Source organism: Nocardioides sp. GCM10023255, assembly GCF_042653125.1.
Lineage (GTDB): Bacteria > Actinomycetota > Actinomycetes > Propionibacteriales > Nocardioidaceae > Nocardioides.
Map to the genome: position 1 here is coordinate 347,952 of NZ_JBHSHU010000005.1, position 24,365 is coordinate 372,316.

General features: G+C 72.0%; 26 protein-coding genes. 13 read left to right on the top strand and 13 right to left on the bottom strand.

Annotated features, from left to right (window positions below; all coding sequences use genetic code 11):
- Positions 1 to 7 precede the first annotated feature (7 nt).
- A complete protein-coding gene (locus tag ACFO9I_RS10745; RefSeq protein WP_379181131.1) occupies positions 8 to 1,876 on the top strand; it encodes an ABC transporter ATP-binding protein in 1,869 nt (622 codons plus the stop codon).
- Positions 1,877 to 1,906: 30 nt separating this feature from the next.
- Here the strand turns inward: ACFO9I_RS10745 and ACFO9I_RS10750 are convergent, their stop codons facing one another.
- A complete protein-coding gene (locus tag ACFO9I_RS10750) occupies positions 1,907 to 2,776 on the bottom strand; it encodes an SURF1 family protein (protein WP_379180607.1) in 870 nt (289 codons plus the stop codon).
- Between the two features lie 75 nt (positions 2,777 to 2,851).
- Between ACFO9I_RS10750 and moaA the strand changes: the two genes are divergently transcribed.
- A complete protein-coding gene (gene moaA, locus ACFO9I_RS10755) occupies positions 2,852 to 3,844 on the top strand; it encodes a GTP 3',8-cyclase MoaA (RefSeq protein ID WP_379180609.1) in 993 nt (330 codons plus the stop codon).
- Between the two features lie 67 nt (positions 3,845 to 3,911).
- On the opposite strand, the gene ACFO9I_RS10760 is transcribed toward moaA, so the two are convergent.
- Positions 3,912 to 4,124, bottom strand: a complete 213-nt coding sequence (locus ACFO9I_RS10760; protein WP_379180610.1) for an acetone carboxylase — start codon at positions 4,122 to 4,124, stop codon at positions 3,912 to 3,914.
- A gap of 121 nt (positions 4,125 to 4,245) precedes the next feature.
- The gene (locus tag ACFO9I_RS10765) at positions 4,246 to 4,590 is read right to left on the bottom strand and encodes a DUF3099 domain-containing protein (protein ID WP_379180612.1); all 345 of its coding nucleotides are present in this window, start codon (positions 4,588 to 4,590) and stop codon (positions 4,246 to 4,248) included.
- Between the two features lie 67 nt (positions 4,591 to 4,657).
- On the opposite strand from ACFO9I_RS10765, the gene ACFO9I_RS10770 reads away from it, so the two are divergent.
- The 4 genes from ACFO9I_RS10770 (at position 4,658) to ACFO9I_RS10785 (ending at position 8,200) form a co-directional block, all read left to right on the top strand.
- Complete coding sequence (locus tag ACFO9I_RS10770; RefSeq protein WP_379180614.1) at positions 4,658 to 4,870, top strand: dodecin; 213 nt, start codon at positions 4,658 to 4,660, stop codon at positions 4,868 to 4,870.
- Between the two features lie 63 nt (positions 4,871 to 4,933).
- The gene (fabG, locus tag ACFO9I_RS10775; protein ID WP_379180616.1) at positions 4,934 to 5,662 is read left to right on the top strand and encodes a 3-oxoacyl-ACP reductase FabG; all 729 of its coding nucleotides are present in this window, start codon (positions 4,934 to 4,936) and stop codon (positions 5,660 to 5,662) included.
- 32 nt (positions 5,663 to 5,694) lie between these two features.
- Positions 5,695 to 6,465 carry an enoyl-ACP reductase FabI gene (fabI, locus tag ACFO9I_RS10780; protein ID WP_379180618.1) on the top strand — a complete coding sequence of 257 codons (771 nt, stop codon included), beginning with the start codon at positions 5,695 to 5,697 and terminating at the stop codon, positions 6,463 to 6,465.
- Positions 6,466 to 6,490: 25 nt separating this feature from the next.
- A complete protein-coding gene (locus ACFO9I_RS10785; protein WP_379180620.1) occupies positions 6,491 to 8,200 on the top strand; it encodes a Mur ligase family protein in 1,710 nt (569 codons plus the stop codon).
- Positions 8,201 to 8,257: 57 nt separating this feature from the next.
- On the opposite strand, the gene cphA is transcribed toward ACFO9I_RS10785, so the two are convergent.
- Both cphA and ACFO9I_RS10795 read right to left on the bottom strand, forming a co-directional pair.
- A complete protein-coding gene (gene cphA, locus ACFO9I_RS10790) occupies positions 8,258 to 11,035 on the bottom strand; it encodes a cyanophycin synthetase (RefSeq protein WP_379180622.1) in 2,778 nt (925 codons plus the stop codon).
- Entirely contained in the window at positions 11,035 to 12,057 is a 1,023-nt protein-coding gene (locus tag ACFO9I_RS10795; protein WP_379180624.1) for a cyanophycinase, read from the bottom strand. The genes cphA and ACFO9I_RS10795 overlap by 1 nt, the downstream gene beginning before the upstream one ends.
- Before the next feature lie 70 nt (positions 12,058 to 12,127).
- Between ACFO9I_RS10795 and ACFO9I_RS10800 the strand changes: the two genes are divergently transcribed.
- Positions 12,128 to 12,643 (top strand): SixA phosphatase family protein, encoded by a 516-nt coding sequence (locus tag ACFO9I_RS10800; protein ID WP_379180626.1) that lies wholly within the window; start codon positions 12,128 to 12,130, stop codon positions 12,641 to 12,643.
- 22 nt (positions 12,644 to 12,665) lie between these two features.
- Here ACFO9I_RS10800 and serB read toward each other — a convergent pair whose 3' ends face one another.
- Together serB and ACFO9I_RS10810 are read right to left on the bottom strand one after the other, a co-directional pair.
- Positions 12,666 to 13,880, bottom strand: a complete 1,215-nt coding sequence (gene serB / locus ACFO9I_RS10805) for a phosphoserine phosphatase SerB (protein WP_379180628.1) — start codon at positions 13,878 to 13,880, stop codon at positions 12,666 to 12,668.
- Between the two features lie 33 nt (positions 13,881 to 13,913).
- Positions 13,914 to 14,678: a hypothetical protein gene (locus ACFO9I_RS10810; protein WP_379180630.1), complete on the bottom strand. Its 765-nt coding sequence runs from the start codon at positions 14,676 to 14,678 to the stop codon at positions 13,914 to 13,916.
- A 52-nt stretch (positions 14,679 to 14,730) separates the two neighbouring features.
- On the opposite strand from ACFO9I_RS10810, the gene ACFO9I_RS10815 reads away from it, so the two are divergent.
- Genes ACFO9I_RS10815 through ACFO9I_RS10830 form a run of 4 tightly spaced genes read left to right on the top strand, consistent with a single transcriptional unit; the run spans position 14,731 to position 17,973 of the window.
- Positions 14,731 to 15,525, top strand: a complete 795-nt coding sequence (locus ACFO9I_RS10815) for an ABC transporter ATP-binding protein (protein ID WP_379180632.1) — start codon at positions 14,731 to 14,733, stop codon at positions 15,523 to 15,525.
- A gap of 10 nt (positions 15,526 to 15,535) precedes the next feature.
- On the top strand, positions 15,536 to 15,997 hold the full coding sequence (locus tag ACFO9I_RS10820) for an NfeD family protein (protein ID WP_379180634.1): 462 nt from the start codon (positions 15,536 to 15,538) through the stop codon (positions 15,995 to 15,997).
- A 54-nt stretch (positions 15,998 to 16,051) separates the two neighbouring features.
- Positions 16,052 to 17,215: an SPFH domain-containing protein gene (locus ACFO9I_RS10825; RefSeq protein ID WP_379180635.1), complete on the top strand. Its 1,164-nt coding sequence runs from the start codon at positions 16,052 to 16,054 to the stop codon at positions 17,213 to 17,215.
- The gene (locus ACFO9I_RS10830) at positions 17,212 to 17,973 is read left to right on the top strand and encodes a sulfite exporter TauE/SafE family protein (protein WP_379180637.1); all 762 of its coding nucleotides are present in this window, start codon (positions 17,212 to 17,214) and stop codon (positions 17,971 to 17,973) included. The genes ACFO9I_RS10825 and ACFO9I_RS10830 overlap by 4 nt, the downstream gene beginning before the upstream one ends.
- A 306-nt stretch (positions 17,974 to 18,279) precedes the next feature.
- On the opposite strand, the gene ACFO9I_RS10835 is transcribed toward ACFO9I_RS10830, so the two are convergent.
- Both ACFO9I_RS10835 and ACFO9I_RS10840 read right to left on the bottom strand, forming a co-directional pair.
- Positions 18,280 to 18,705 (bottom strand): hypothetical protein, encoded by a 426-nt coding sequence (locus tag ACFO9I_RS10835; protein WP_379180638.1) that lies wholly within the window; start codon positions 18,703 to 18,705, stop codon positions 18,280 to 18,282.
- Positions 18,615 to 19,097: an IS110 family transposase gene (locus ACFO9I_RS10840; RefSeq protein ID WP_379180639.1), complete on the bottom strand. Its 483-nt coding sequence runs from the start codon at positions 19,095 to 19,097 to the stop codon at positions 18,615 to 18,617. The genes ACFO9I_RS10835 and ACFO9I_RS10840 overlap by 91 nt, the downstream gene beginning before the upstream one ends.
- Before the next feature lie 796 nt (positions 19,098 to 19,893).
- Between ACFO9I_RS10840 and ACFO9I_RS10845 the strand changes: the two genes are divergently transcribed.
- Positions 19,894 to 20,322, top strand: a complete 429-nt coding sequence (locus ACFO9I_RS10845) for an OsmC family protein (RefSeq protein WP_379180640.1) — start codon at positions 19,894 to 19,896, stop codon at positions 20,320 to 20,322.
- 62 nt (positions 20,323 to 20,384) lie between these two features.
- Here the strand turns inward: ACFO9I_RS10845 and ACFO9I_RS10850 are convergent, their stop codons facing one another.
- Entirely contained in the window at positions 20,385 to 20,936 is a 552-nt protein-coding gene (locus ACFO9I_RS10850) for an RDD family protein (RefSeq protein WP_379180641.1), read from the bottom strand.
- 97 nt (positions 20,937 to 21,033) lie between these two features.
- A complete protein-coding gene (locus ACFO9I_RS10855; RefSeq protein ID WP_379180642.1) occupies positions 21,034 to 21,993 on the bottom strand; it encodes an alpha/beta hydrolase in 960 nt (319 codons plus the stop codon).
- Positions 21,994 to 22,047: 54 nt separating this feature from the next.
- Here ACFO9I_RS10855 and ACFO9I_RS10860 point away from each other — a divergent pair, with 54 nt between their 5' ends.
- Positions 22,048 to 22,806, top strand: coding sequence for a hypothetical protein (locus tag ACFO9I_RS10860; protein ID WP_379180643.1), 759 nt, complete (start codon positions 22,048 to 22,050; stop codon positions 22,804 to 22,806).
- Between the two features lie 45 nt (positions 22,807 to 22,851).
- Here ACFO9I_RS10860 and ACFO9I_RS10865 read toward each other — a convergent pair whose 3' ends face one another.
- Positions 22,852 to 23,649, bottom strand: coding sequence for a glycerophosphodiester phosphodiesterase (locus ACFO9I_RS10865; RefSeq protein WP_379180644.1), 798 nt, complete (start codon positions 23,647 to 23,649; stop codon positions 22,852 to 22,854).
- Complete coding sequence (locus ACFO9I_RS10870; protein WP_379180645.1) at positions 23,646 to 24,359, bottom strand: gamma-glutamyl-gamma-aminobutyrate hydrolase family protein; 714 nt, start codon at positions 24,357 to 24,359, stop codon at positions 23,646 to 23,648. Before ACFO9I_RS10870 ends, ACFO9I_RS10865 begins: the two co-directional genes overlap by 4 nt.
- Between the last annotated feature and the right edge of the window lie 6 nt (positions 24,360 to 24,365).

A 24,365-nucleotide genomic window follows, 5' to 3' on the forward strand; every position in this document is an offset into this window, starting at 1 on the left:
GTCAGGGATGCACGGAGCCGGCGCCGCGTGGCGCCACCTGCGGTCTGACCGCAGCGTCGTCAACAACCGCATCGAGCGCGGCACCGTCCGCCGGGTGTTCGGTTTCGCGCGTCCGCACCGCCGCCTGATCACGGCGTTCCTGACGCTCACCGTCATCGACGCCGGCCTGGTCGTCGTCAACCCGCTGCTGGTGCAGCGGATCATCGACGACGGCATCCTGGGCAAGGACACCGGCCTGGTCACCGTGCTCGCCCTCGCCATGGCCGTGGTCGCGCTGGTGAGCGCACTGCTGACGGTGGGGGAGGGCTGGCTCTCCTCCCGGATCGGTGAGGGGCTGATCTTCGACCTCCGCACCCGTGTCTTCGGGCACGTGCAGCGGCAGTCGCTGGCCTTCTTCACCCGAACCCAGACCGGCGCCCTGGTGTCCCGCCTGAACAACGACGTCATCGGCGCGCAGCGGGCGTTCACCTCGACCCTGTCCAGCACGGTCGCCAACACGATCTCGGTCTTCGTGGTCGGGGCTGCGATGCTGGCGCTGAGCTGGCAGGTCACCCTGCTCTGCCTGGCGCTGTTCCCGCTGCTGTTCCTGATCAGCCGGCTCGTCAGCGGCCGTCTGGCCGGGCTGACCCGCCAGCAGATGGACGGCAACGCAGACCTCGGCAACGCCATGACCGAGCGGTTCAACGTCGGCGGCGCCATGCTGCTCAAGCTGTTCGGGCGCCGGTCCGAGGAGGACGCGCTGTTCGCCTCGAAGGCGGCCACGGTGCGTGACCTCGGCATCCGGATCTCGCTGATCACGCGCATCTTCGCCGCCTCGATGATGGCGGTGCCCGCGCTGGCCACCGCCCTCGTCTACGGGGTCGGCGGCCACCTCGCCGTCGACAACGCCCTCACGGTCGGCACCCTGACCGCGCTGGCGACGCTGCTGCTGCGGTTGATCGGCCCCCTGCAGGGCCTCTCGAACGTCCGCATCGACGTGATGACCGCGCTGGTCAGCTTCGAGCGGGTTTTCGAGGTCCTCGACCTCCCGTCCCTGATCCAGGAGAAGCCCGACGCCCTCGAGCTGCCCCGCGGGGCCTCGAGCCTGGAGTTCGACCACGTCGCGTTCAGCTACCCGCGGGCCGACGCGATCTCGCTGGCCTCGCTGGAGGTCGTCGCCCGGCAGGAGTCCCGGGACAGCGGCCCCGTCCTCACCGACATCGGCTTCGTCGCCGAGCCGGGGCAGATGATCGCGCTGGTCGGCCCCTCCGGCGCGGGCAAGACCACCGTCACCCACCTCGTCGCTCGCCTCTACGACGTCGACTCCGGCACGGTGCGGGTCGGCGGCCACGACGTCCGCGACGTCACCCTGCAGTCCCTGGAGGACACGGTCGGCTACGTCACCCAAGACGCCCACATGTTCCACGACACCATCCGCGCCAACCTGCTCTACGCCCGGCCGGGCGCCTCCGACGAGGAGGTCTGGGCCGCCCTCGAGGCCGCCCAGATCGCGCCGCTGGTGCAGGCGCTGCCCGACGGGCTCGACACCGTGGTCGGGGACCGTGGCTACCGGCTCTCCGGCGGCGAGCGGCAGCGGCTCGCGATCGCGCGGCTGCTGCTCAAGGCGCCTGCCATCGTCGTCCTCGACGAGGCGACCGCCCACCTCGACAGCGAGTCCGAGGCGGCCGTGCAGCGTGCGCTCGACGCCGCCCTCGAGGGGCGCACGTCCCTGGTGATCGCCCACCGCCTGTCGACGGTGCGCAACGCCGACCGGATCCTGGTGCTCGAGTCGGGCCGCATCATCCAGTCCGGCACGCACGCGCAGCTGCTCGCCCAGGGCGGCCTGTACGCCGACCTCTATCGCACGCAGTTCGTCGAGGACGTCCCGGTCGCCTGAGCCGCGGGAGGGAGGGCGGGCTGAGACCGCTCAGCGGCGTCCGGCCGGGCGGTCGCGAGACTCCTTCTGGCGCTCGCGCTCGTACGCCGCCCGGACGGCCTGCTTCCTCGACTGCTTCGCGGCCCGCTTCTGCTTGCGCTCGGCCAGGACCTCGGCCCGGGTGGACGTCTCGCCGCGCTTCCCCGAACGCCACTCGTCGTACATCAGGTAGAAGAAGCCGAAGACGGCCAGCACGCCGAAGAACCACCACTGCAGGCCGTAGAAGAAGTGCGGCCCGTTGTCGAGCTCGGGCAGCTCCGCGCCCTCGAGGGGCTGGGCGGGCGCGGGGTCCTCGGACTTGAGGTCGACGAAGCCGCCGTACACCTCGCGGTCCAGCGTCCTGCCGATCTCCACGCTCGAGATCGCCCGCGTGGAGTGGTCGGACACCTCGGCGCTGTCGGTGGCGTCGGCGCGCACCCAGCCCGTGACCGTGACCTCGCCGGACGGGGGCGAGGGCACGTCGGAGGGGTCCGTGCCGCGGTTGTCGGACGGCATCCAGCCCCGGTCGACGAGCAGGGCAGTGCCGTCCGCGGTGACGAGAGGCACCACCACGTCGAGGCCGGACTCGCCGTCGCGGGTGCGGTAGCGCACGACCACGGTGTCCGCCTCGTCGTAGGTGCCCGTGGCGGTGACGACCCGCCACTCGTCCTGCTCGTCGACGGGGCGGTCGGGGGCGAGGACGTCGGCGACGGGGGCGGGGTCGCGGGCCTCGTTGGCCCGGATGATGGCGTTGGCGTCCTTGCGGTCGGCGAGCCGGTGGAACTGCCACTCGCCGAGCCACCAGGTGGCGTACGCCAGGAGCACCACGACGAGCGTGAAGAGCAGCCAGCGTCGCGAGAGCAGGAACCTCAGCGAGCGCACCTGTCGAGGCTATCCGGGCGGTGGGTCCGGACAGGTGGCCGGGTTCGGTGAGGTCCGACACGTAGACTCCGCAGGGTGACCGCACGCAAGCTCGAGGACCGTTACGGCAGGGTCGCGACCGACCTCAGGGTCTCGCTGACCGACCGCTGCAACCTGCGCTGCTCCTACTGCATGCCGGCGGAGGGGCTGGACTGGCTGCCGGACGACTCCGTGCTCACCGACGACGAGGTCGTGCGGCTGGTGCGGGTGGGCGTCGAGCAGCTCGGTATCCGCGAGGTCCGCTTCACCGGCGGGGAGCCGCTGGTGCGCCGTGGGCTGGTCGACATCGTGCGCCGCACCCACGAGCTGGGGGTCGAGACGTCGCTGACGACCAACGCACTGGGCCTGTCCCGCACCGCGGCGGCGCTGGCCGACGCGGGCCTGGACCGGATCAACGTCAGCCTCGACACGGTGCGGCCGGAGACCTTCCACGAGATCACCCGGCGCGACCGGTTCGCCGACGTGGTCGCCGGCCTCGAGGCCGCCCGTGCCGCCGGGCTCGGGCCGATCAAGATCAACGCCGTGCTGCTCCGCGGCGTCAACGACGACGAGGCGCCCGAGCTGCTGCGCTGGTCGATCGAGCACGGCTACGAGCTGCGGTTCATCGAGCAGATGCCGCTGGACGCGCAGCACGGGTGGAGCCGGACCGGCATGGTGACCGCCGAGGAGATCTTCGGCCACCTCGAGCGCGAGTTCGTGCTCGAGCCGGTCGAGGAGCCCCGGGGGAGCGCCCCGGCCGAGCTCTTCCTCGTCGACGGAGGGCCCGCCACGGTGGGCGTCATCGCCTCGGTCACGCGGCCGTTCTGCGGCGACTGCGACCGGGTCCGGCTCACCGCCGACGGCCAAGTGCGCAACTGCCTGTTCGCCCGCGAGGAGTCCGACCTGCGCGGCGCGCTGCGCTCGGGTGCCTCAGACGAGGAGATCGCCGAGCGCTGGGTCGTGGCCATGCGGGGCAAGCGCGCGGGCCACGGCATCGACGACCCGCTGTTCCTGCAGCCGGACCGTCCGATGTCCGCCATCGGCGGCTGAGCGGCCGGCAGCGGATCCGTTGCCGGGGTCGCGCGACGGCGGCGGCGCAGGCTCGGTCGGCGCAGGCTCAGTCGGCGGCGACGTCGGCGTACGGCACGACGTCCTTGAGGAACGACCGGGCGCCGAGGAAGTCCGAGAGCGACTGCCGGTGCTCGTCGCAGGCCAGCCACGTCTTGCGGCGCTCGGGCGTGTGCAGCCGCGGGTTGTTCCACAGCAGCGCCCAAGCGGCGGGCGCCTGACAGCCCTTCGCCGAGCAGGTGGGGATCTCGATCTCGGTCATGATCTCCTCACGAAATGAGACGGTGCCGGACAGCCACGGGGGAAGCCGTCCGGCACCGCTGCGAACTGAGACGGGGGAGACCCAGCTCGCGTCGAGGATTCTGTCACGCGAAGCGACGTTGTCAAATATGGTCCTGACCGGTGCGGCGCGTCGAATCCGACCCATCGGTGAGAGCGGGCCGGTCGAAACCGTGGTCCAGCAGCTCGAAGCCGTCGGATTTCGTCGCAGAATTGTTCGCCATCACCACCGCGACGTACGGCAGGATCAGCGCGCCGGCGATGAGCCAGGGCCACAACCATTCGATGCCCGCGATCCCGGCCACGACCGCCCCGATGAAGCAGGCCGACCGGATGCTCATCGAGAGCAGGTAGCGCCGCTGCCGCGCCGCGATGTCCGCGGCCCGGCTTGATGCCGCCGTCGTGATGCGGATCGGCTCATCGCGGTGCCGGATCGGGTCTCGGGCCATGGCCTCCATCGTACGTCGGTAGCCTGAGCCACCCACCCCTGCTCCACCCCCGCACCTGGAGGCCACCATGACCAACCGCACCTACCGCGTCAGCGAGATCGTCGGCACCTCCCCCGAGGGGATCGACCAGGCGATCCGCAACGCGATCGAGCGCGCCAGCCGGACCCTGCGGCACGTGGACTGGTTCGAGGTGACCCAGGTGCGCGGCCAGGTCAAGGACGGCGCCGTGGAGCACTTCCAGGTCGGCCTCAAGGTGGGCTTCCGCCTCGAGGACGACTGACCCGCCGTCCGGCGTACGGCGGGTGTTTATGCCTACCCCGGGGTAATCGCTAGCGTCGTCGACGTGAGCGAAACCAACACTGAACCGGCCGGCCGCTCGGTCCTGGTGACCGGCGGGAACCGCGGCATCGGCCGCGCGATCGCCGAGGCCTTCGTGGCCAACGGCGACCGGGTCGCCGTGACCACGCGCAACGGCGGGGCGCCCGAGGGCGCGCTCGACGTGCGGTGCGACATCACCGACCCCGCGGCGGTGGAGGCCGCCTTCGCCGAGATCGAGGCCGCCCACGGCCCGGTCGAGGTGCTGGTCGCGAACGCCGGCATCACCGCCGACACGCTGGTCCTGAGGATGTCGGAGGACGACTGGTCCTCGGTCATCGACACCAACCTCACGGGGTCCTTCCGGCTCGCCAAGCGTGCCGCCAAGGGCATGCTCCGGCTGCGCCGGGGCCGCATCATCTTCATCTCCTCCGTGGTGGGCCTGCTCGGCTCCGCGGGCCAGGTCAACTACGCCGCCTCCAAGGCGGGCCTGGTCGGCATGGCGCGCTCACTCGCCCGCGAGCTCGGGTCGCGCTCCATCACCGCCAACGTGGTGGCGCCCGGTTTCGTCGAGACCGACATGACCGCGGTGCTCACCGACGACCAGAAGTCGGCGATCAAGACGCAGGTGCCGCTGGGCCGGTACGCCTCGCCCGACGAGGTCGCCTCGACGGTCACCTGGCTCGCCGGCGACGGCGCGGCGTACGTCACCGGGGCGGTCATCCCGGTCGACGGCGGCCTCGGCATGGGCCACTGACCACCACGAGCAGGATCACCGAGAGGAACGACATGGGCATTCTGGACGGCAAGAGGATCCTGGTCGCGGGCGTCACGATGGACTCCTCCATCGGGTTCGCCACCGCGAAGGTCGCGCAGGAGCAGGGCGCCACGGTGCTGATCTCCAACTTCGGCCGCGCGCTCGGCATCACGAAGCGGATCGCCAAGCGGCTCTCGCAGGAGCCTCCGGTGCTCGAGCTCGACGTCACCGACCCCGAGCACCTCCAGCGGCTTCCCGAGCTGGTCCGCGAGCACGTGGACGGCCTCGACGGCGTCGTCCACTCGATCGCGTACGGCAACCCGGAGACGCTTCTGGGTGGCAAGTTCCTCGACGGCCCCTGGGAGGACGTCGCGCAGGCCGTGCAGGTCTCGGCGTACTCCCTGAAGTCGCTGGCGACCGCCTGCAAGCCGCTGATGGGCCAGGGCGGGTCGGTGGTCGGCCTGACCTTCGACGCGACGGTCGCGTGGCCGGCGTACGACTGGATGGGGGTGGCGAAGGCCGGTCTGGAGTCCTGCTCCCGCTACCTGGCGCGCGACCTCGGGCCGGACGGCATCCGGGTCAACCTCGTCTCGGCCGGCCCGCTGCGGACGCTGGCGGCCAAGGCGATCCCCGGGTTCAGCGAGCTCGAGGACATGTGGACGACCCGGGCCCCGCTGGGCTGGGACAACACCGACCAGACGCCCACCGCGCAGGCGGTGTGTGCCCTGCTCTCGGACTTCTTCCCCGCCACCACCGGCGAGATCGTGCACGTCGACGGCGGCTTCCACGCCATGGGGGCCTGACCGCTACCGTTCGCGGGTGCCCTCCATGTCATCCGCTTCCCTGGTCGAGCTCCGGGTCCTCGAGGGGCCCAACCTGTACTTCCCCAGGGCGGCGATCAAGCTGACCCTGGACATCAGTGTCCTGGCGACCGCCTCGGAGGAGGCCGCCGCCCGGTTCGCGCGGCGGATCGGCCTGCGCAACGCCCGACCGGGGGCACCGGACACCGGCTTCCGCCAGCGCTTCGCCGCCCGGGCCGTCGCCCGGCTGGTGCGGGCCGTGGCGCAGGAGTCCGGGACGGCTCGCCTGGCCGTCCGGGTCCGCCCGACGAGCGACCCTCACCAGCTCGTGGTCGCCTACCCCTGGCGGCACCGGGAGCGCGGCCAGGTGATGGGGCGCGCGGTGGCCGCGGTCCTCGACGCGTTGCCCGGCACCGACATCGACGCCGCCGTCAGCGAGGCGGCCGAGCGGGTCGCGGCGGCCGAGCCGGGCGCGGCGCCGCACACGATCACCCCGCGGGTGCCGGTCGTGGCCGTCACCGGCACCAACGGCAAGACGACGACGTCCCGGATGATCGCCCACATCGCGCGGACGTCCGGCAAGCTGGTCGGCTGGTCGAACACCGACGGCATCTACATCGACGGCGAGCTGGTCGAGGCCGGCGACTACTCCGGCCCGAGCGGTGCCGGTCGGGTGCTGGCCCACCCGGAGGTGCAGTTCGCGGTCACCGAGACGGCGCGCGGCGGCATCCTGCTCAAGGGGATCGGCCTGACGCGCAACGACGTCTCGGTGGTGACCAACGTGTCCGCCGACCACCTGGGGCTGCAGGGCATCGACACCGTCGACCAGCTCGCCGAGGTGAAGTCGGTCGTCCCGCAGATCACGAGGAAGGACGGCTGGGCCGTCCTCAACGCCGACGACCCGCGCGTGTTCGCGATGCGCGGCGTCATCAAGGCGCAGCCGTGGGTGTTCTCCCGCGACCCCGACAGTCCCGCGATCCGCGAGGTGCTCAACGCCGGCGGCCGGGCCACCACGGTCATCGACGGGTGGGTGTCGGTGCTCGCACCGGCCTCGGACCCGGACCCGCTGGTCGAGCTCGTCGACGTGCCGATGACGCTGGCGGGCCTGTCCCGCTTCAACGTCGAGAACACGCTGGCGGCCGCCTCGGCCGCGCTGGCGATCGGGATCCCCCGCGAGGTCGTCGTCGAGGGGCTGCGTACCTTCCGGCCCGACCCCGAGCACAACCCCGGCCGGATGAACTTCTTCTCCATCGGCGACGTCTCGGTCGTCATCGACCTCGCGCACAACGAGGCCGGTCTCGAGGCGCTGCTGGAGATCATGAACGGCGTACGCCGGCCCGGCGCCCGCCTGCTCCTCGCGCTGGGCGCGGTGGGGGACCGCCAGGACGACCTGATCGAGAAGCTCGGCGAGATCGGGGCCCGGGACAGCGACCTGATGGTGATCGCGCACAAGGACCGCTACCTGCGCGGCCGCCCCGTCGAGGAGCTCGACTCCCTCATGCGCGCCGGCGCCGAGCGGGTCGGGGTCACCGACCTCGAGTCCTACCCCACCGAGGTGTCCGGCCTCGCCGCCCTCGTGGAGCAGGCTCGGCCGGGGGACGTGGTCGCGCTGATGTGCCACGCCGAGCGGGACGCGGTGTACTCCTGGATCGCCGAGCACGGGGGCACCGCGGACAGTCCGGAGACGTTGGTGGCGAAGGTGCGGGCGGCTTCGCAGGACTCACCGGCTGGCCGGTGACTCCTGTGCTTGTCGACCGCTGCAACGGCTGACAAGCACAGGACTTGGCCGACAACCTCAGCCGTCGGTGGGGTTCGCAGGCGCGTAGTCGGGGTCGGCTGCGGGGGTCTCGGGGTTGACCGTCGAGCCCGCCTGGGCCCGGTGCGACCAGCTCTCGAGCTCGGCCATCACCGCGGCGTGCTTGTCCACGCACACGACGACGAGGTCGCCTCGGTTGGCCCGGCTCATCGCGTGCCGGACCGCCTCGATCTCCTCGAGGACCTGCTCGACCTGCTTGCAGCGCGATCCCTCGGCCATGGCCGCCTTGACGCCCTCGACGACCAGCCCGGCGGTCGCGCCGCGCTCGCGGCCGCGCAGCGCGACGTCCTCGCGGACGATGACCACGTCGAAGTGCTGGGCCGCGATCTGCCCGAGCTCGCGCATGTCCTCGTCACGGCGGTCGCCCGCGGTGGCGATGATGCCGATCCTGGACGGCCGGGCCAGCTCGTGGGAGGACTCCAGCGACTCACCGACCCGGTCCACGAAGTCGCCCAGCATCTTCATGCCGGGGGCGTTGTGGCAGTAGTCGACGATGACGTTGACCCCGTTGACCTCAACCTCGTTCAGCCGGCCGGGGGAGAGGTAGTAGTTCGTCGAGAAGCTGCGCAGGCCCTGCCGGATGTCGTGCAGCGGGGCTCCGGCGGCGAACGCCGCGGCGGCCGCGGCGAGCGTGTTCTGGACGTTCATCCGGGCCCGGCCGCCGAACGTCGCCGGCAGCAGGTGGGTCCACGCGAGCTGCATCTCGCGGCGGCCGTGCTTGACGACGATCATCTCGCCCCGGTCGGAGGGCTCGAGGACCAGCGCCTTGCCGCCACGCCGGCAGTGGGCGTCGATCATGTCGCGGACCTCCGAGCCCGGCTCCTCCATCGAGAACCACACGACCTGGCCCGAGCAGCGCCGGCGCATCTCGCGGACCAGCGGGTCGTCGGCGTTCAGGACGGCATGCCCGTCGCGGGGGACCGCCTCGACCAGGACCGCCTTGACGTCCGCGAGCTGCTCGACGGTGTCGATGCCACGCAGGCCGAGGTGGTCGGGCTGCACGTTGAGCACGACCGCCACGTCGTTGCGCTCGTAGCCGAGGCCCTCGCGGAGGATGCCGCCGCGGGCCACCTCGAAGACGGCGAAGTCGACGCGGGGGTTCTGCAGCACCATCCGCGCCGACCGGGGCCCGGAGGCGTCGGAGCGGATCACCAGGCGCTCGTCGATGACGACGCCGTCGGTCGAGGTCATGCCGACCTTGCGGCCCATCCCCTTGAAGATGTGGGAGATCATCCGCGACGTCGTGGTCTTGCCGTTGGTGCCGGTCACGGCGACGATCGGGATCCGCGACGTGGCGCCCGGCGGGAAGAGCATGTCCACCACCGGCTTGGCGATGAACTGCGGCTCCCCGATGGTCGGGTGGGTGTGCATCCGGAAGCCCGGCGCGGCGTTGACCTCGCAGATCGCCCCGCCGGTCTCCCGGACCGGCTCGGTGATGTCGGGACAGATGAAGTCGATGCCGGCGATGTCGAGGCCCACCATCCGGGCGGCCTCCTCGGCGATCTCGACGTTCTCCGGGTGCGCCTCGAAGGTGCGGTCGATCGAGATGCCGCCCGTGGACATGTTCGCGGTGAGCGCCAGCTTGACCACCGTGCCCTCCGGGGGCACGTCGGTCATCGCGTAGCCCTGCTCCCGCACCAGCTCGACCGCGGCGGCGTCGACCTTGATCCGGGTGAGCACCTTCTCGTGCCCGACGCCGCGACGCGGGTCGGCGTTGGCGGTGTCGACGAGCTGCTCGACCGTGCTGATCCCGTCACCGGTGACCGACGCCGGCACCCGCTCGGCGATGGCGGCGACCTTGCCGTCGATGATCAGGCACCGGTAGTCCTTGCCGGTCACGAAGGACTCGACGATCACGACCCCGCGGCGGGACTGGTCCCTGGCGACGTCGAAGGACTCGCGGACCTCCTTCTCGTCCTGCAGGTCCAGGCAGACTCCGCGGCCGTGGTTGCCGTCCAGCGGCTTGACGACGACGGGGTAGCCGATCCGCTCGGCGACCCGCACGGCCTGGTCGGCGGTCCGCACCGACTCCTGCTTGGGCACCGGGAGCCCGGCCGCGCCGAGGAGCCGCGTGGTGAGGTCCTTGTCGGAGGCGATGTCGACCGCGATCGCGGAGGTCGCCGAGGTCATGGTGGCGCGGATGCGCTTGGCGTGGACGCCCTGGCCGAGCTGGACCAGGGAGTACTGGTTGAGCCGGATCCACGGGATGTCCCGCGAGACGGCCTCGTCGAGGATGGCCTGCGTCGAGGGGCCGAAGGCGGTCCGCTCGGCGCGGAGGATGAAGGACTCGAGCTCCTTGTCCCAGTCGAACTCGGGGTCGGCCTCGACCAGGTGGTTGACCAGCCGCACGGCCAGCTTGGCCGCGGCCAGGCCGACCTGCTCGTCGACGTACCCGAAGACCACGTTGTAGACGCCGGTGCGGCCCTTGACCTGGCGGGTCTTGCCGCGGCGTACGTCGTGCCCCACCACCTGCTGCAGGGCGAGCGCGCAGTGCTCGGCGACGTGGCCGAGCCAGGTGCCCTCGTTCAGGCGCTCCACGAAGCCGCCCCGGCGGCCGCGGGAGCAGGAGTGCTCACGCAGCCCCGGCAGCATCTGCAGGATGTTGTCGGTGAACCCCGGGATGGTGTTGGTGGGGAACTTCTCCAGGGAGCCCAGGTCGACCACGAGGTGGATCGCCCTGTCGTAGGACCAGACGTTGGCGCCGCGGTAGACCCGGGTCTCGATGATCGCCAGGTCGGGGGTGGGGCGTTCGGTCATCAGGAGGCTCCGTCCTGCTCGTGGCCGGGCTGCCCGGAGGCGGTCCCTGCGTCGGTGTGGGGTGCGTGAGTGCGCGGCGCGGGCTTCTTCCTGCTGCGGGCCAGCCGTCGTCGCAGCGCGCTGGGCGAGGCGTCGGCGGCGGCGATGTCGCGGGCGAGGTCACGCAGGTCCTCGCCGGCCTCCGCGAGGTCGGCGGCCTCGGCCGGGTCGACGTGACCGGGCGGCTGGACCAACGTGCGGGTGGTCAGGTCGAACCGCGAGCCCTCGGGGAGGATGTGCAGCACCACGCCGCTGGCCAGCAGGGCGGAGGAGCGCCGGGCCTCGTAGGCGTTCGTGACGATCCGGGACGGGTCGAACACCGTGACCGCGCCGCGGCCGACCACGCTGAGGACCTCGCGGTCGTCGACGTGCTCGACGACGGCCGCGGTGTCCTCGTCGACACCGATCCCGAGCAGCTGGGGTGACTGGGCCACGATCATCAGCAACCGACCGTAGCGGTTGCGCTGGTCGAAGTGCTGGTCGATGACCGTCGAGTCCAGCAGGCCGAGACCGGCGGCCACCTGGGTCATCCGCTGCTTGGGGGTGGATCCGGGTCCACCGAAGGCGACCATGTGGCTGGACTGGATGCTCGCGCCCGCGCTGGTGCCGCCCACGACGACGCCGCGCTCGTGGGCGTCGGTGATGGCGTCCGCCAGCGGCGTGCCGCACACGATCGCGGACAGCTTGAGCTGGTTGCCCCCGGTCATGAAGATGCCGGTCGCGCCCGCGATGCGGGCGGCGAGCTCGGGGTCGTGGGCCTCCTCGCGGCTCTCCGGGCGCACGGCGACCACGTCCGCGGCGCCCAGCTTGCGGAACAGGGCGTCGTACACCTCGACCACCTCGGGGCCCAGCGAGGACGCCGTCGGGATCACCGCGATCCTGGCCTGCTCGCCACCGCTGGCGGCCACGAACTCCTTGAGGATCGCGCGCTTGCCGAGCTTGTCCTCGGCGCCGCCGATGATCATGAGGGGTCCTCTGGGCATGACAGGGAGGCTAGGGCATCACCCCGGGGTGGGGCATGACAGGTGACCGGCGGCATGTGAGAGTGCTGCCGTGCAGCAGCAGACGCGACGGATCGTCGTCATCCGCCACGCCACGGCCGAGCAGCTGGCCGCCAGCGACATCGAGCGCGAGCTCGTCGAGCCGGGACGCCAGGACGCCCTCGAGGCGGGTGCCTGGCTGGCCTCGGCAGGGGTCCGGCCCGAGCATGCTCTCGTGTCCGCGGCCACCCGCGCCCGCCAGACGTGGGAGCTCGTGGCGAGCGCCGCCGGGTGGGTCCTCGAGGCCTGCGTGGACCAGGGCCTCTACAACGCGGGACCGGAGACCGCCCTCGACCTGATGCGGCTCACGCCCGAGGCGGCCGGCACGCTGGTCGTCGTCGGCCACAACCCGACGATCGCCTACCTCGCCAACCTCCTCGACGACGGCGAGGGGGACCAGGACGCGGCCAACCGGATGGCGATGGGCTACCCGGCGGGGGCGGTCACGCTCTTCGAGTACGACGGCGCGTGGGCCGACCTGGACACCGGCACCGCCCGCCTCACGGCCTTCCGGGCCGGCGGCCGCTGAGCCCGACCGGGTCGACCCGAGGTCAGACCGGGGGAGCCGGGGTCACGATCCCGGCCTCGGCGTCGGCCGCCTCGATCTCCTCCCGGGAGATCCCGAGGAGGTACATGATCGCGTCGAGGTACGGCACGTTGACCGACGTGTCCGCGGCGTCGCGCACCACCGGCTTGGCGTTGTAGGCGATGCCCAGCCCCGCGGCGTTCAGCATGTCGAGGTCGTTGGCGCCGTCACCGATCGCGATCACCGACGCCTCGCTGACACCGACCTCCGCGGCGAACTGCCGCAGCGCGGCGGCCTTGCCGGCCCGGTCGACCACGTCACCCAGGATCCGGCCGGTCAGCCGCCCGTCGACGATCTCCAGCTCGTTGGCGCGCGCGAAGTGGATGCCGAGGTCCGCGGCGAGCCGGTCGGTGACCTGGCTGAAGCCGCCCGAGACGATCGCGAAGCGGTAGCCCAGCCGGCGCAGGGTGCGCACCATGGTGCGGGCGCCCGGGGCGAGGACGATCGCGTCGTACACCTCGTCGAGCGCGGACTCCTCGACCCCGGCGAGCAGCTCGACCCGGGAGCGCAGCGACTCCTCGAAGTCGATCTCGCCGCGCATGGCCGCCTCGGTGACCCGCGCGACCTCCTCCTCGCAGCCCGCGTGCGCCGCGAGCATCTCGATCACCTCGCCCTGGATGAGGGTCGAGTCGACGTCCATCACGATCAGGCGCATGCCCCGGCGCAGCAGGTTGGCGGGCTGCACCGCGATGTCGATCCCCTGGCGGGCGGCCTCGGCGGCCAGCACGGCCCGCAGCGCCTCGGGGTCGGTGCCCGACACGTGCAGGTCGATCGCGGTCACCGGGTAGCGCGCCATCCGCTCGATCCGGTCGATGTTGGCGCCCGAGTCGGCGATCCGGCCGGCGACGGCCGCCATCGACGATGCCTTGAGGGGGGTGCCGATCACGGTGACGTGCGCACGGCCCCCGCGGCGGCTCTTGTTGTCGCCGACGCCGCGCTCGACGTCGACACTCATGCCCAGCGCCTCGGCCGTCTCCTCGACCGCTGCGCGGAGCTTCTTCCAGTCCCGCGGCGCGGTGACCAGGACGCCGAGGATCAGCCGCCGCCGCAGCACGATCTGCTCGAGGTCGACCACCTCGACCCCCGCCCGCGACAGGGTCGCGAAGATCGACGACGTCACGCCGGGCCGGTCCTTGCCGGTGAGCGTGATGAGCAGGGTCTCGGGGGTGTGGTCGGTCATCGCCGCCGAGGCTATCGCCCGCAGCGGGGTCGGCTACGCCGGCGGCCACACCTCGGGCGAGCACGCGGCGACCAGCGCACGCCGCCCGGCGCGCGCGAGCGGCTGGAGCGCCGCCCGGCGTGCCTCGATCTCGTACGCCGTGATCGCGCCACCGTCGTCCTCGAGCGCGAGGTCCACGATCTCGACGGCCTGCAGCCCGCGGGCGGCGAGCTCCACGCACCGGGGCGGCACGCCGTCGGGTGCCTCGACGTGCGGGCGGTGCCGCAGGTCCATCAGCCGGTCGGCCACCTCGGGACGCCACCGGGCCACGTCGAGACGGGCCAGGGCGTCGGCCGTCTCCAGCAGTGCCGCCCGCAGGGTCCGGTCGGCCTCGCCGACGTCCGGCAGCTGGCGGCGCTCGGCCGGCAGCGCGCTCCACGTGATGGCGGCCCCGACCCGGACCGGGACCAGGCCGACACCGCCTCCACCGGGCCCGGCTCCGGGTACGACGACGGCCTCGCCGGTCTCCAGGGCCGCGGCGTTGAAGTCGCGGGGCCCGCCCAGGCCGACGGGGTCCCCGTCGACCGGCAGCGCAGCACCGAACCCGAGGGCCCCGGCCGCGCGCAGCCTGCCGAGCCCCACCACGAGCGTCTCTGTGAGGTCGTCGCCGGGCACGCCGGCGCCGGTCAGCCCCGCCACGGCGTGGGTGGCGTCGCCGTCGAGCACGGCGTCGACCAGGAGGTCGGTGACGACGTGGCCGCGCAGCCAGGAGGTCGCCCACCAGGCGAGGCGGCAGGAGGCCGGGAGTGTGGTGCCCACGCCGGGGGAGGATACGCTCGCGGCTCTCTCGGGGATGGATAGGGTGACGCCCATGACCGCCGTGCTGGAGTTCGCCGACGTGACCGTCCGGCGCGGCCAGGCGACGTTGCTCGACCAGGTCTCCTGGACCGTCGAGGAGGACGAGCGCTGGGTGATCCTGGGGCCCAACGGCGCCGGGAAGACCACCCTGCTGCAGGTCGCCGCCGCCCAGATCCACCCCACCTCGGGTGTCGCCGGCATCCTCGAGGAGGTCCTCGGCACCGTCGACGTGTTCGAGCTGCGCCCGCGGATCGGCCTGACCAGCGCGGCGTTGGCCGAGCGCATCCCGCGACACGAGCGCGTCCACGACGTCGTCGTCTCCGCGTCGTACGGCGTCGTAGGGCGCTGGCGCGAGGCCTACGACGGGCTCGACCACGAGCGCGCGACCAGCCTCCTGGTGGAGGTGGGTGCCCGGCACCTGGCGGACCGCACCTTCGGCACCCTCAGCGAGGGCGAGCGCAAGCGGGTGCAGATCGCCCGCGCCCTGATGGCTGACCCCGAGCTGCTGCTGCTCGACGAGCCCGCGGCCGGGCTCGACCTCGGCGGACGCGAGGACCTCGTCTCGACCCTGTCCGTGCTCGCGATGGACCCCGACTCGCCGGCGACCGTCCTGGTCTCCCACCACGTGGAGGAGATCCCCCCGGGGTTCACCCACGCGCTGATGCTGCGCGAGGGCCGCGTCGTGGCGTCCGGCCTGCTCGATCACGTGGTCACCGAGGCCAACCTGTCGGCGACCTTCGGGATGCCGCTGGTGCTCAGTCACGAGGACGGCCGTTTCGCGGCGCGTCGACGACCTCGGCACCGATAGAGTCGACGACATGGACTGGCTGGGGGACAACCAGTGGGCGGGGTGGCTTGCACTGGCCGCCGCCCTCGGCGTGGCGGAGATGTTCAGCCTCGACCTGATCCTGATCATGCTCGCCGTCGGCGCGCTCGCCGGCATGCTCACCGGCCTCGCCGGTGGGGCCTTCGTCCTCCAGGTGCTCGTCGCCGCGGGAGCCTCGGTCGCGATGCTCGCGCTGGTGCGGCCCAACATCGTCAGGCGCCTGCACAGCGGGCCCGACCTCCAGCTCGGTCACGGCAAGCTGGTCGGCCAGCGCGGCGTGGTGACGGAGCGGATCACCGCGATGGAGCCCGGCCGGATCAGGCTCGCCGGCGAGATCTGGTCGGCCGCGCCGTACGACGAGAACCTCACCATCACGCCGGGCGAGACCGTGGAGGTCTTCGAGATCCGCGGTGCCACCGCCTACGTCCACCCCGTGCCGACGCTGGAGCCCTGAGCCGGCACCACCCAGACCCCCGTGTCCTGATCCCATCAACCTGAGAGGAGCGCCATGACGGTCCTGTTGGTCCTGCTGGCGTTGCTGTTCCTGTTCATCATCGTGCTGCTCGCCAAGACGGTGCGGATCGTGCCGCAGGCACGGGCCGGCATCGTGGAGCGGTTCGGCAAGTACAAGCAGACGCTGCCCGCGGGCCTGAACATCGTGGTGCCGTTCATCGACCGGGTGCGCTACCTGATCGACCTGCGCGAGCAGGTCGTCAGCTTCCCGCCCCAGCCGGTGATCACCGAGGACAACCTGGTGGTGTCGATCGACACGGTCATCTACTTCCAGGTCACCGACCCGATCGCGGCGACCTACGAGATCGCCAACTACATCCAGGCCATCGAGCAGCTGACCATGACGACGCTGCGCAACATCGTCGGTGGCATGGACCTCGAGGAGACGCTGACCAGCCGCGACCAGATCAACTCCGGCCTGCGCGGGGTGCTCGACGAGGCCACCGGCAAGTGGGGCATCCGGGTCAACCGCGTCGAGCTCAAGGGCATCGACCCGCCGCCGTCGATCAAGGACTCGATGGAGAAGCAGATGCGCGCCGACCGCGAGAAGCGCGCCGTCATCCTCACCGCCGAGGGCCAGCGCCAGGCGGCGATCCTGACGGCCGAGGGCTCCAAGCAGTCCTCGATCCTGAACGCCGAGGGTGCGCGCGAGTCGCAGATCCTGCGGGCCCAGGCCGACCGGGAGTCTTCGATCCTGCGGGCCCAGGGTGAGGGCCAGGCGATCCAGACGGTCTTCCAGGCCATCCACGACGGCAACCCCGACCAGTCGCTGCTGGCCTACCAGTACCTCCAGATGATGCCGAAGATCGCCGAGGGCGGCGCCAACAAGCTGTGGATCGTGCCCAGCGAGATCGGCAAGGCGCTGGAGGGCCTGGGCTCCACGATGAGCAACCTGCAGGGCATCCCCCAGCAGGTCGAGGGCCCGAGGACGCGCGTCGACATGGGGAGCGCCGAGCCGGCGCTGACCGGCGCCGGTGAGCTCGGGGACACCGAGCTGCGGAAGGCCAACGCCGCGGTCGAGGCCGCGATCGCCGAGGCGGCCAGTGCGGCCAACCCCGGCAGGGGAGCAGCACCGCTCGACATCGACCCGGCAGTCGCCCCGGGCGACGTCCCTCCGGTTGACCTGCCCGACGACCCGGAGGCCCCCGCCGCCCCGTGAGCCTGTTCGAGATGACGGCGATCCTGCTCGCAGGGGTCGCCGCCGGCACCATCAACACCGTGGTGGGGTCGGGAACGCTGATCACGTTCCCGACCCTGCTGGCGTTCGGCGTGCCTCCGGTGACCGCGAACGTGTCCAACACGGTCGGGCTGGTGCCCGGCTCGGTGTCCGGGGCCGTCGGCTACCGCCGCGAGCTGTCCGGCCAGCGCAGCCGCGTGCTGCGCCTCTCCGTCGCCTCGCTGCTCGGGGGGCTGGCCGGTGGCCTGCTCCTGCTGGTGCTCCCCGAGGGCGCCTTCGCGGCGATCGTCCCGGCGCTGATCCTGCTGGGCCTGGTGCTGGTGGTGTTCCAGCCGAGGATCTCGGCGTGGGTCGCCCGTCGGCACGAGGCAGCGGGCGGCATGCCGCACCACGGGGCATGGTGGGTCTGGCCGGGCGTGCTGCTGGCCGGTGTCTACGGCGGCTACTTCGGCGCTGCCCAGGGCGTGCTGCTGATGGCCATCCTCGGCATCGGCCTGGACGAGGCCCTTCAGCGCCTCAACGCCGTCAAGAACGTGCTGGCCGCGGTCGTCAACGGCGTCGCCGGGCTGCTGTTCATCCTGGTCGCCGACGTCGACTGGCCGATCGTCGCCCTGATCGGCGTCGGCTCCATCATCGGCGGCCAGATCGGCGCCACCGTGGGCCGCAGGCTGCCGCCCCTCGTGCTGCGATCGGTGATCGTCGTGGTGGGCGTCGCCGCCCTCGCGGCCTTCCTCGTCTGACTCGGTGTGTCCCTGTCGAGATCGAAGCGCACTCATCTGACTCCCCTGTGTGTCGAGAAGTGGCTGGCAGCGGGGTCTCAGGCTGGGCCTCGGCGGGTCCGGGAGGTGACTTGTCCGAAGAGCCGGTGTGGGGATGTGAGCCGGTCGCGCTGGAGTCGGAGTCGTGTCCCCGTTGTCCTCCCGGGCCCGTCCCCGAAGTTGCCTGGCTGGCGCGCACGGCGTCGTCGAGCATCTGCTCGTCGACGATGTCGGACAGCCGGCGTTTGACGCAGCGCATGGCTTCCATGGGCGCTTTGCCGAACCTGGTCACCGGATGACGCGCCGATCGGTTCGGTGCCGTTCACGGACGCGAAGTGGGGCCTTGTTCGGGAACCGGGTGATGTCGCCGACCTCGACCAACAGCCGAGCGGCGCCGGTGGGTCCGGTGCCGTGCCGGTCCAGCAGACTGGTGCCGGTGGCACTGACCAACTCCTCGAGTTCCTTGTTCGCGACCCATTTGCGGGCGTAGATGCGTTCGAGCTCGCTGATCAACTCCGCAGCGACCCCGCGGCGGGTCTTGCCGACCACGTCGCGCGGGCGGACCTTGGCCGGCGATGCCTTGGCCTGGGCGGCGGACAGGTCCCGCTTCGCACCGCCCTGGATCAGCTCGAGGAGCAGCTGGTGCAGCTGAGAGCCCTTGCGGGTGTGCTCCTCACCCAGTGAGCGGCGACGGTCGACCAGGCGCCGCAGCACCGCGAGCTGCTCGTCGTTGACCACCGCCCCAGCCCGCTCGTCCGGGTGCCAACCAGCGCGACGGAGTGTGCGTCGGTGGCGTCTGTCTTGCGGCCCTGCCCGGTCGCGAACACCCGCGCTCGGGCCGACAGGTTCGGCGGCATGTCGACGATCTCTTCGTCATCGGCCAGCAGCCGGACCGCGATGTGCTTGCCGATCCCGGCACAGCCCTCGATCGCCCAGACCCGTTCGCGCCACTGAGCGGCGTAGCGCCGCATCTCGGCGTAGCCCTCACGGTCGGTGGCGAACCGGCCGCCACCGACGATCGTCTCGTCGGCGGTCATCACCTCGATCGTGGCCGACCGCTTGTGCGGGTCCATCCCGATCACGATCCGTTCTGCTTGCTCCTGCATGCGCACTCCCGCTGCTCGATCCCAGTTGGTCCTCGAGTCGGGAAGGGCAACGCTACTTAGAGCTGGGCAGACCCCTCTTGAGCCTCTTCCGACTCAGCGATGCCCGGCCCGACGCATGCCATGTGAGAGCCACACGGGCCCGGAAGGGGACAGCGTGGGCAGCCGCATTGAGAGCGACGGACCGGGCACCTGGACCGAGCCTCGCCAGACCCGGTCCTGGGGTCAATGGAACAAGTAGCCGCGTTGTGCGCGCTCATGCCGATGAGCGGGCACCTATGTCGCTGGTGTTCGCCGCGTCGACCTGATGGGCACCACGATGCCAATGCCCAGCATGAGAAGCGCAAGGACGCCGCTGCCCACGGCGGCGCTGAACCTCGTTGAGTTCGCGGAGTAGCACTCGGCCGCAACTTCCTGAGAGTAGGGACCCGAGTGCTCGCCGCCAGGCCCATCACGGTTGTCGTTCAGTCCGGCGTCCCACGGAGCAATGTTGCATCCAACTTCCCCCGCCGGTCCGCTGTCACCGAGATCCGACGCGCTGACATTTACCGTGGGGTTGTCGAACCACAACAACAATCCGGCGACGAGCAACAGGCAAGCGCCCAAGAGGAGCACCGTCGAAGTGCGGCGAGACTGCATAGCCGGACCCTACGTCGTCAGAAGGCCAACTAGCCGCGTCGAGCGCCGTCTGCTGCGGCCGCGTAGCGTGCGCCGCGGCCGTCCGGATCTGCCGCGACCTGAGCGTCCGCTCACGGCCGATGTGAGGACATGGACGCGTGGCCACGGCCATCATCACGGTATGGACAGATACGAAGCGGTGGTTGCCACGGCAGACGACGGAACGCTCGAGGATGCAGGCCCTCTCGTGGTCGAGTTCCGAAGTGCGCGCTCGAGGAGGCGGGCACAGTTCTCGCTCGAGGAGTTCACCGGCGGACACCTCCTGCACCTGGCGGTTGCCGGCTGCGTCTACAACGACCTGATCAGAGAGGCTCGGGCCAGGGGAATCACCCTGTCGCAGGTCAAGGTCTCGGCCGACGGCGGCTTCGCGGGGAGTCCTTGCGCGTCGACGGGCATCGAGTACCGGATCCATGTGGAGGGCGATGCCTCTGAAGCCGAGCTGGAGAGCCTGGTTGCGTATGTGGAAGAGATCGCTGAGGTGCCGTCCGCGATCCGTATCGGGGGCCAGGTTCGGCTGGTGGCATGCGAGGTCGTCTCGACCGAGAGCTGACGCCCTTCTGGCGAAGTGCGTCCGTGCACGTGCGCGCCGCAGACCCGTGCCCGCCGGAGGGCTCAGCCCTCCTTGACGACCCGCGTGCCACCGGCGAACCGGTCGTGCCAGCCCTGGCGGTCGACCGTGTCGCCGTTGATCCCCACCGCGATCAGGATGACCGCGACCAGCGAGGCCAGCCCGCCCACGAGCCCACCGATGAACGGGATGACGCCCAGCACGCCGAAGGCCACCCAGATGTTGCGGCGCAGCGCCTGCTCCAGCGTCGGGTTGCCGCCCTGCGGGCCGAGCACGTGCAGCTTCATCACCATCTTGCCCACGGTCTGGCCCCGGCTCGACTCGAGCACGCCGAAGTAGGCGAGATAGAGGGCCGCGCTCAGGATCGCGGAGACCGCGGCCGCGGCGTAGTCGTCGGCCCCGTAGTAGAAGCCGCCGCTGTCGCCCAGGATCGCGCCGACGACGATCGCGCTCACCACGATGCCGTTGACGACGGCGAGCAGGATGCCGTCGACGAGACGGGCCAGGAAGCGGTCCAGCAGCTCACCGGGGCGGGTTCCCGCGACGGGGCCGGTGGTGGGGTGGCCGGGGCCGGGAGGCGGTGTCTGGCCGGTCATGCTGACCTCCTGCGACGGGTGCCCGAGTCGGGCACGTGTCCACCAGCGTAGGGACCGCTGAGCCCCGCTGCCACCGGTTCGGTGTCCCTGGGCACCGTCAGCCGACGTACGCCGTGTGCCAGCGGCTGATCTCGTCGTACGCCGCGGCGCGAGGACCGGGCAGCGAGAGGACCACGTCGTGGCGCGCGCCCGGTACGGCGGCGTAGGTGACGTGGCGCCCGATCGCCGTTGACCAGCGGCGGATGTGCTCGACGTCGAGGACGATGTCGTGGCTGTGCACGTCGTCACCCATCGCGCTCGGCAGGGTCGACCGGTCCGAGCTGAGCACCAGCACCGGGCACCGCACGTCCAGCCCGCGGTGCAGCTCCGCGTGACCGTGCCGGATCGCGGCCAGCCAGCCCGCGAAGACCGGCCAGGACTTCAGCGGCTTCCAGCTGAGGTCGAACTCCCACTCCCCGTCGTGGTCGCGGTGCAGGCTGCGGGCGTACAGGCCGTCCACCCGGCGGGGGATCTCGCGTCTCGGCCGACGGCGTCCGAGCTGCTTGATCACCGTCGTGCCGACCGTGCGGAGCAGCGCCGAGCCCTGCAGGTCGAGCCACGGCGAGTTGAGGACCATGCCGCCGAGCGCGTCGAGGTCGCCACCACGCTCGTGCGCCCACAGCGACAGCACGAGCCCGCCGGTCGAGTGGGCACTGAGCACGACGTGGTCGTGGCCGTCACGGTTGGTGATCCGCGACCACGTGGCGTCGAGGTCGGGGAAGTAGTCCCGGAGGTCGGTGATGTAGTTCGGCGTCTGGTGGGGCCGGATCGATCGGCCGTACTTGCGCAGGTCCACCGCGTAGAAGTCGTAGCCGCGCGCGTTCCACCACTCGGCGTACCCGGTCTGGAAGAAGTAGTCCGCGAACCCGTGCACGTGCAGGACGGCGCGCGTCGTCGGCGTGCCCGCCGCGCGCGACACCAGCGTGGCGACGACGGCGCCCTCGTCGTCCGGCGGGAACTCCATGGTCTCGGCGAGGTAGGGCTCGCCCAGGACGTCGGTGACCTGCTCCAGCGACATGGCGGCAGTCTCTCACCCCGACGCATTGCCTCAGATCCGTGGTCCGCGTGCCGTATGAGCAGGTACGACCCTGTCGCGCGCGAACAGGCACGGTCGCGCCCCGGCGCCGCGCGCACGGCCTACCTGCAGTTCACCGGCGCGACCCTGGCGGTCACCGCGCTCAACGCGGACCACGCGCTGCCGACGATCACGGCCACGCCGTTCTCGGTCACCCCTCCCGCGGACACGCACTTCTCCGCGCGCGAGCTCGCCGAGATCCAGCGGACCTGGCAGGTGACCGCCGAGGACTTCGCGCCGTTCGACCTCAACGTGACGACGAAACCGCCGCAGCCGGACGCCCTGGAGCGGTCCGGCCCCGACGACCAGACGTACGGCGCCACGGTGCTGGTCACCCAGTGGTCGCTGGGGGAGTGCCCGGGCGCCACGAACCACCAGGACGACCTCGCCGTCATCGCCACGGGCGCGCCGGTGCGCGCCGACGACCACGGGGACACGGCGGCCACCGCCACGACGCTCCGGCCCGGCGCCCCGCTCACGGGCGTCATCGCGGCCCGTGGGGACCTCGACGCGTTCACCTTCACCGCGCGTGGCGCCGTGCGGCTGACGGCGAGCCCGACCTCGGCGGCCCCGGACCTCGACATCGGGTTGCGCATCCTCGACGGGGCCGGGACCACGGTGGCCCTGCTCGACCCACCGGTACGACGGTCCCGGGTGTCGTCTCGGGCCTGGGCGCCACCTGGACGGCGAGGGTCCCGCGCGAGCCCGCGACGTACACCGCGGTGGTGGACGGTGTGGGGAGCGGCTCGCCGCTGACCCCGGGCGGGGACACCGACTGCGGATCGCTCGGCGGCTACCGCATCACGCTCGCGACTCGGTAGCCGCACGGATCGCCAGCGCGAGGTCGGGCTGGTTGGTCGTGACCAGCCAGGCCCGGCCCGGGCGCAGCCAGTAGCGCAACCCCCGAGGGGTGTCCACCGTCCAGACGACCAGGGGCAGTCCCGCGCGGCGGGCGTGCCGTGCCACGCCCAGCCGGGCCAGCCAGTGCTGCACGGCGACGGCGCCGGCCCCCGACCGTTCGAGGCGGGCCGCCGGGAAGAGCTGGTCCCGGCGCATCCGCAGCTGCTGGCCCAGCGGCCGACCGGCGACCGACCCGCCCACGGACAGGGCGGTGCGCACGTCGCGGCCGGCGGCGCGCGACCACGCCCGGACGGCGCGCACCGCGGCCACGCTGCCCGTGGTCACGAGCACGTTCTCCGCGCCGAGCGCCTGCACGGCGAGGGACGTCGCCAGCACGTGCGGCGCGGTGCCGTGGTCCGCGCCGGCCGCGCGCATCTTGAGGTCGAGGTGCACGCGCGCCCGGCCGGCCAGCAGGGTCAGCGCTTCCGCGAGGGACAGCGCGTCCGGATCGGCCGAGCCGAGCTCCTCGGCGCCCAGCGCCTCGAGCGGCAGGTGCACACCGTCCACAGCCACCCAGGGATCGTGGCGCAGCACCAGGCTGCCGTCGCCGAGCCTGCGCACGTCGACCTCGACGTAGTCGGCGTCGCCCCCCGCCACCGCGTCCAGCGCGGCCCGCGTGTTCTCCCTCGCCGGGTCACCGCCCCACCCGGCGCGGTGCGCGCTGACGAGCACCCGTCCCCCCGGAGCGTCGGGGGTCACCGCGCGGCTGCTCGGGTCGCCGCGGCACGCACCAGACCCGCCAGCAGGCCCACGTCGGCAGCGGTCTCGGGGTGCCACTGCACCGCGACGCAGAACCGGTCACCGTCGGTCTCCATCGCCTCGACGGTGCCGTCGGAGGCGTGCGCGGAGGCGACGTACCCGGGGTGCTCGCTCACCGACTGGTGGTGGTGGCAGCTGACCGTCAGGCGGTCCCCGACGAGGCTCGCGACCCGGCTGCCGGGCACCGTCCCCACCTCGATCGCGCCGTACACGTCGCCGCCCGGGCTGTGCTCGTCGTGGTCGACCAGGTCCGGGGTGTGCTGGTGCAGCGAGCCGCCGGCGTGCACCGCCATCAGCTGCATGCCGCGACAGATGCCCAGCACCGGCAGGCGGACGGCCTCGGCGGCGTCGAGCAGCGCCACCTCCCACGCGTCGCGGTCCTCGCGCCACCCGGCGGTGCGCGGGTGCGGGTCGGCGCCGTACCGGGTCGGGTCGATGTCGGCGCCGCCGCTGATCACGAGGGCGTCGAGGCGGTCCACGACGTCGACCGCCGCCTCCACCTGCGCGACCGGGGGCAGCAGCAGCGGCACGCCCCCGGTCGACTCGACCGCGGTCGCGTACTGCGCGGGCAGCACGTCGGCGTGCTGGCGCCAGACGCCCCAGGCCGCGTGCTCGCGGTAGGTGGTCAGCCCGATGACGGGTGTGGCCACGACGGC

What these genes read in the sequence shown, in the direction of transcription:
- ACFO9I_RS10745 (WP_379181131.1), top strand. Translation starts at nt 8, where the DNA reads ATGCACGGAGCCGGCGCCGCGTGGCGCCACCTGCGGTCTGACCGCAGC.
- ACFO9I_RS10760 (WP_379180610.1), bottom strand. Translation starts at nt 4,124, where the DNA reads ATGACCGAGATCGAGATCCCCACCTGCTCGGCGAAGGGCTGTCAGGCG.
- ACFO9I_RS10765 (WP_379180612.1), bottom strand. Translation starts at nt 4,590, where the DNA reads ATGGCCCGAGACCCGATCCGGCACCGCGATGAGCCGATCCGCATCACG.
- ACFO9I_RS10770 (WP_379180614.1), top strand. Translation starts at nt 4,658, where the DNA reads ATGACCAACCGCACCTACCGCGTCAGCGAGATCGTCGGCACCTCCCCC.
- fabI (WP_379180618.1), top strand. Translation starts at nt 5,695, where the DNA reads ATGGGCATTCTGGACGGCAAGAGGATCCTGGTCGCGGGCGTCACGATG.
- ACFO9I_RS10785 (WP_379180620.1), top strand. Translation starts at nt 6,491, where the DNA reads ATGTCATCCGCTTCCCTGGTCGAGCTCCGGGTCCTCGAGGGGCCCAAC.
- cphA (WP_379180622.1), bottom strand. Translation starts at nt 11,035, where the DNA reads ATGACCGAACGCCCCACCCCCGACCTGGCGATCATCGAGACCCGGGTC.
- ACFO9I_RS10795 (WP_379180624.1), bottom strand. Translation starts at nt 12,057, where the DNA reads ATGCCCAGAGGACCCCTCATGATCATCGGCGGCGCCGAGGACAAGCTC.
- serB (WP_379180628.1), bottom strand. Translation starts at nt 13,880, where the DNA reads ATGACCGACCACACCCCCGAGACCCTGCTCATCACGCTCACCGGCAAG.
- ACFO9I_RS10815 (WP_379180632.1), top strand. Translation starts at nt 14,731, where the DNA reads ATGACCGCCGTGCTGGAGTTCGCCGACGTGACCGTCCGGCGCGGCCAG.
- ACFO9I_RS10820 (WP_379180634.1), top strand. Translation starts at nt 15,536, where the DNA reads ATGGACTGGCTGGGGGACAACCAGTGGGCGGGGTGGCTTGCACTGGCC.
- ACFO9I_RS10825 (WP_379180635.1), top strand. Translation starts at nt 16,052, where the DNA reads ATGACGGTCCTGTTGGTCCTGCTGGCGTTGCTGTTCCTGTTCATCATC.
- ACFO9I_RS10840 (WP_379180639.1), bottom strand. Translation starts at nt 19,097, where the DNA reads ATGCAGGAGCAAGCAGAACGGATCGTGATCGGGATGGACCCGCACAAG.
- ACFO9I_RS10845 (WP_379180640.1), top strand. Translation starts at nt 19,894, where the DNA reads ATGGACAGATACGAAGCGGTGGTTGCCACGGCAGACGACGGAACGCTC.
- ACFO9I_RS10850 (WP_379180641.1), bottom strand. Translation starts at nt 20,936, where the DNA reads ATGACCGGCCAGACACCGCCTCCCGGCCCCGGCCACCCCACCACCGGC.
- ACFO9I_RS10855 (WP_379180642.1), bottom strand. Translation starts at nt 21,993, where the DNA reads ATGTCGCTGGAGCAGGTCACCGACGTCCTGGGCGAGCCCTACCTCGCC.
- ACFO9I_RS10860 (WP_379180643.1), top strand. Translation starts at nt 22,048, where the DNA reads ATGAGCAGGTACGACCCTGTCGCGCGCGAACAGGCACGGTCGCGCCCC.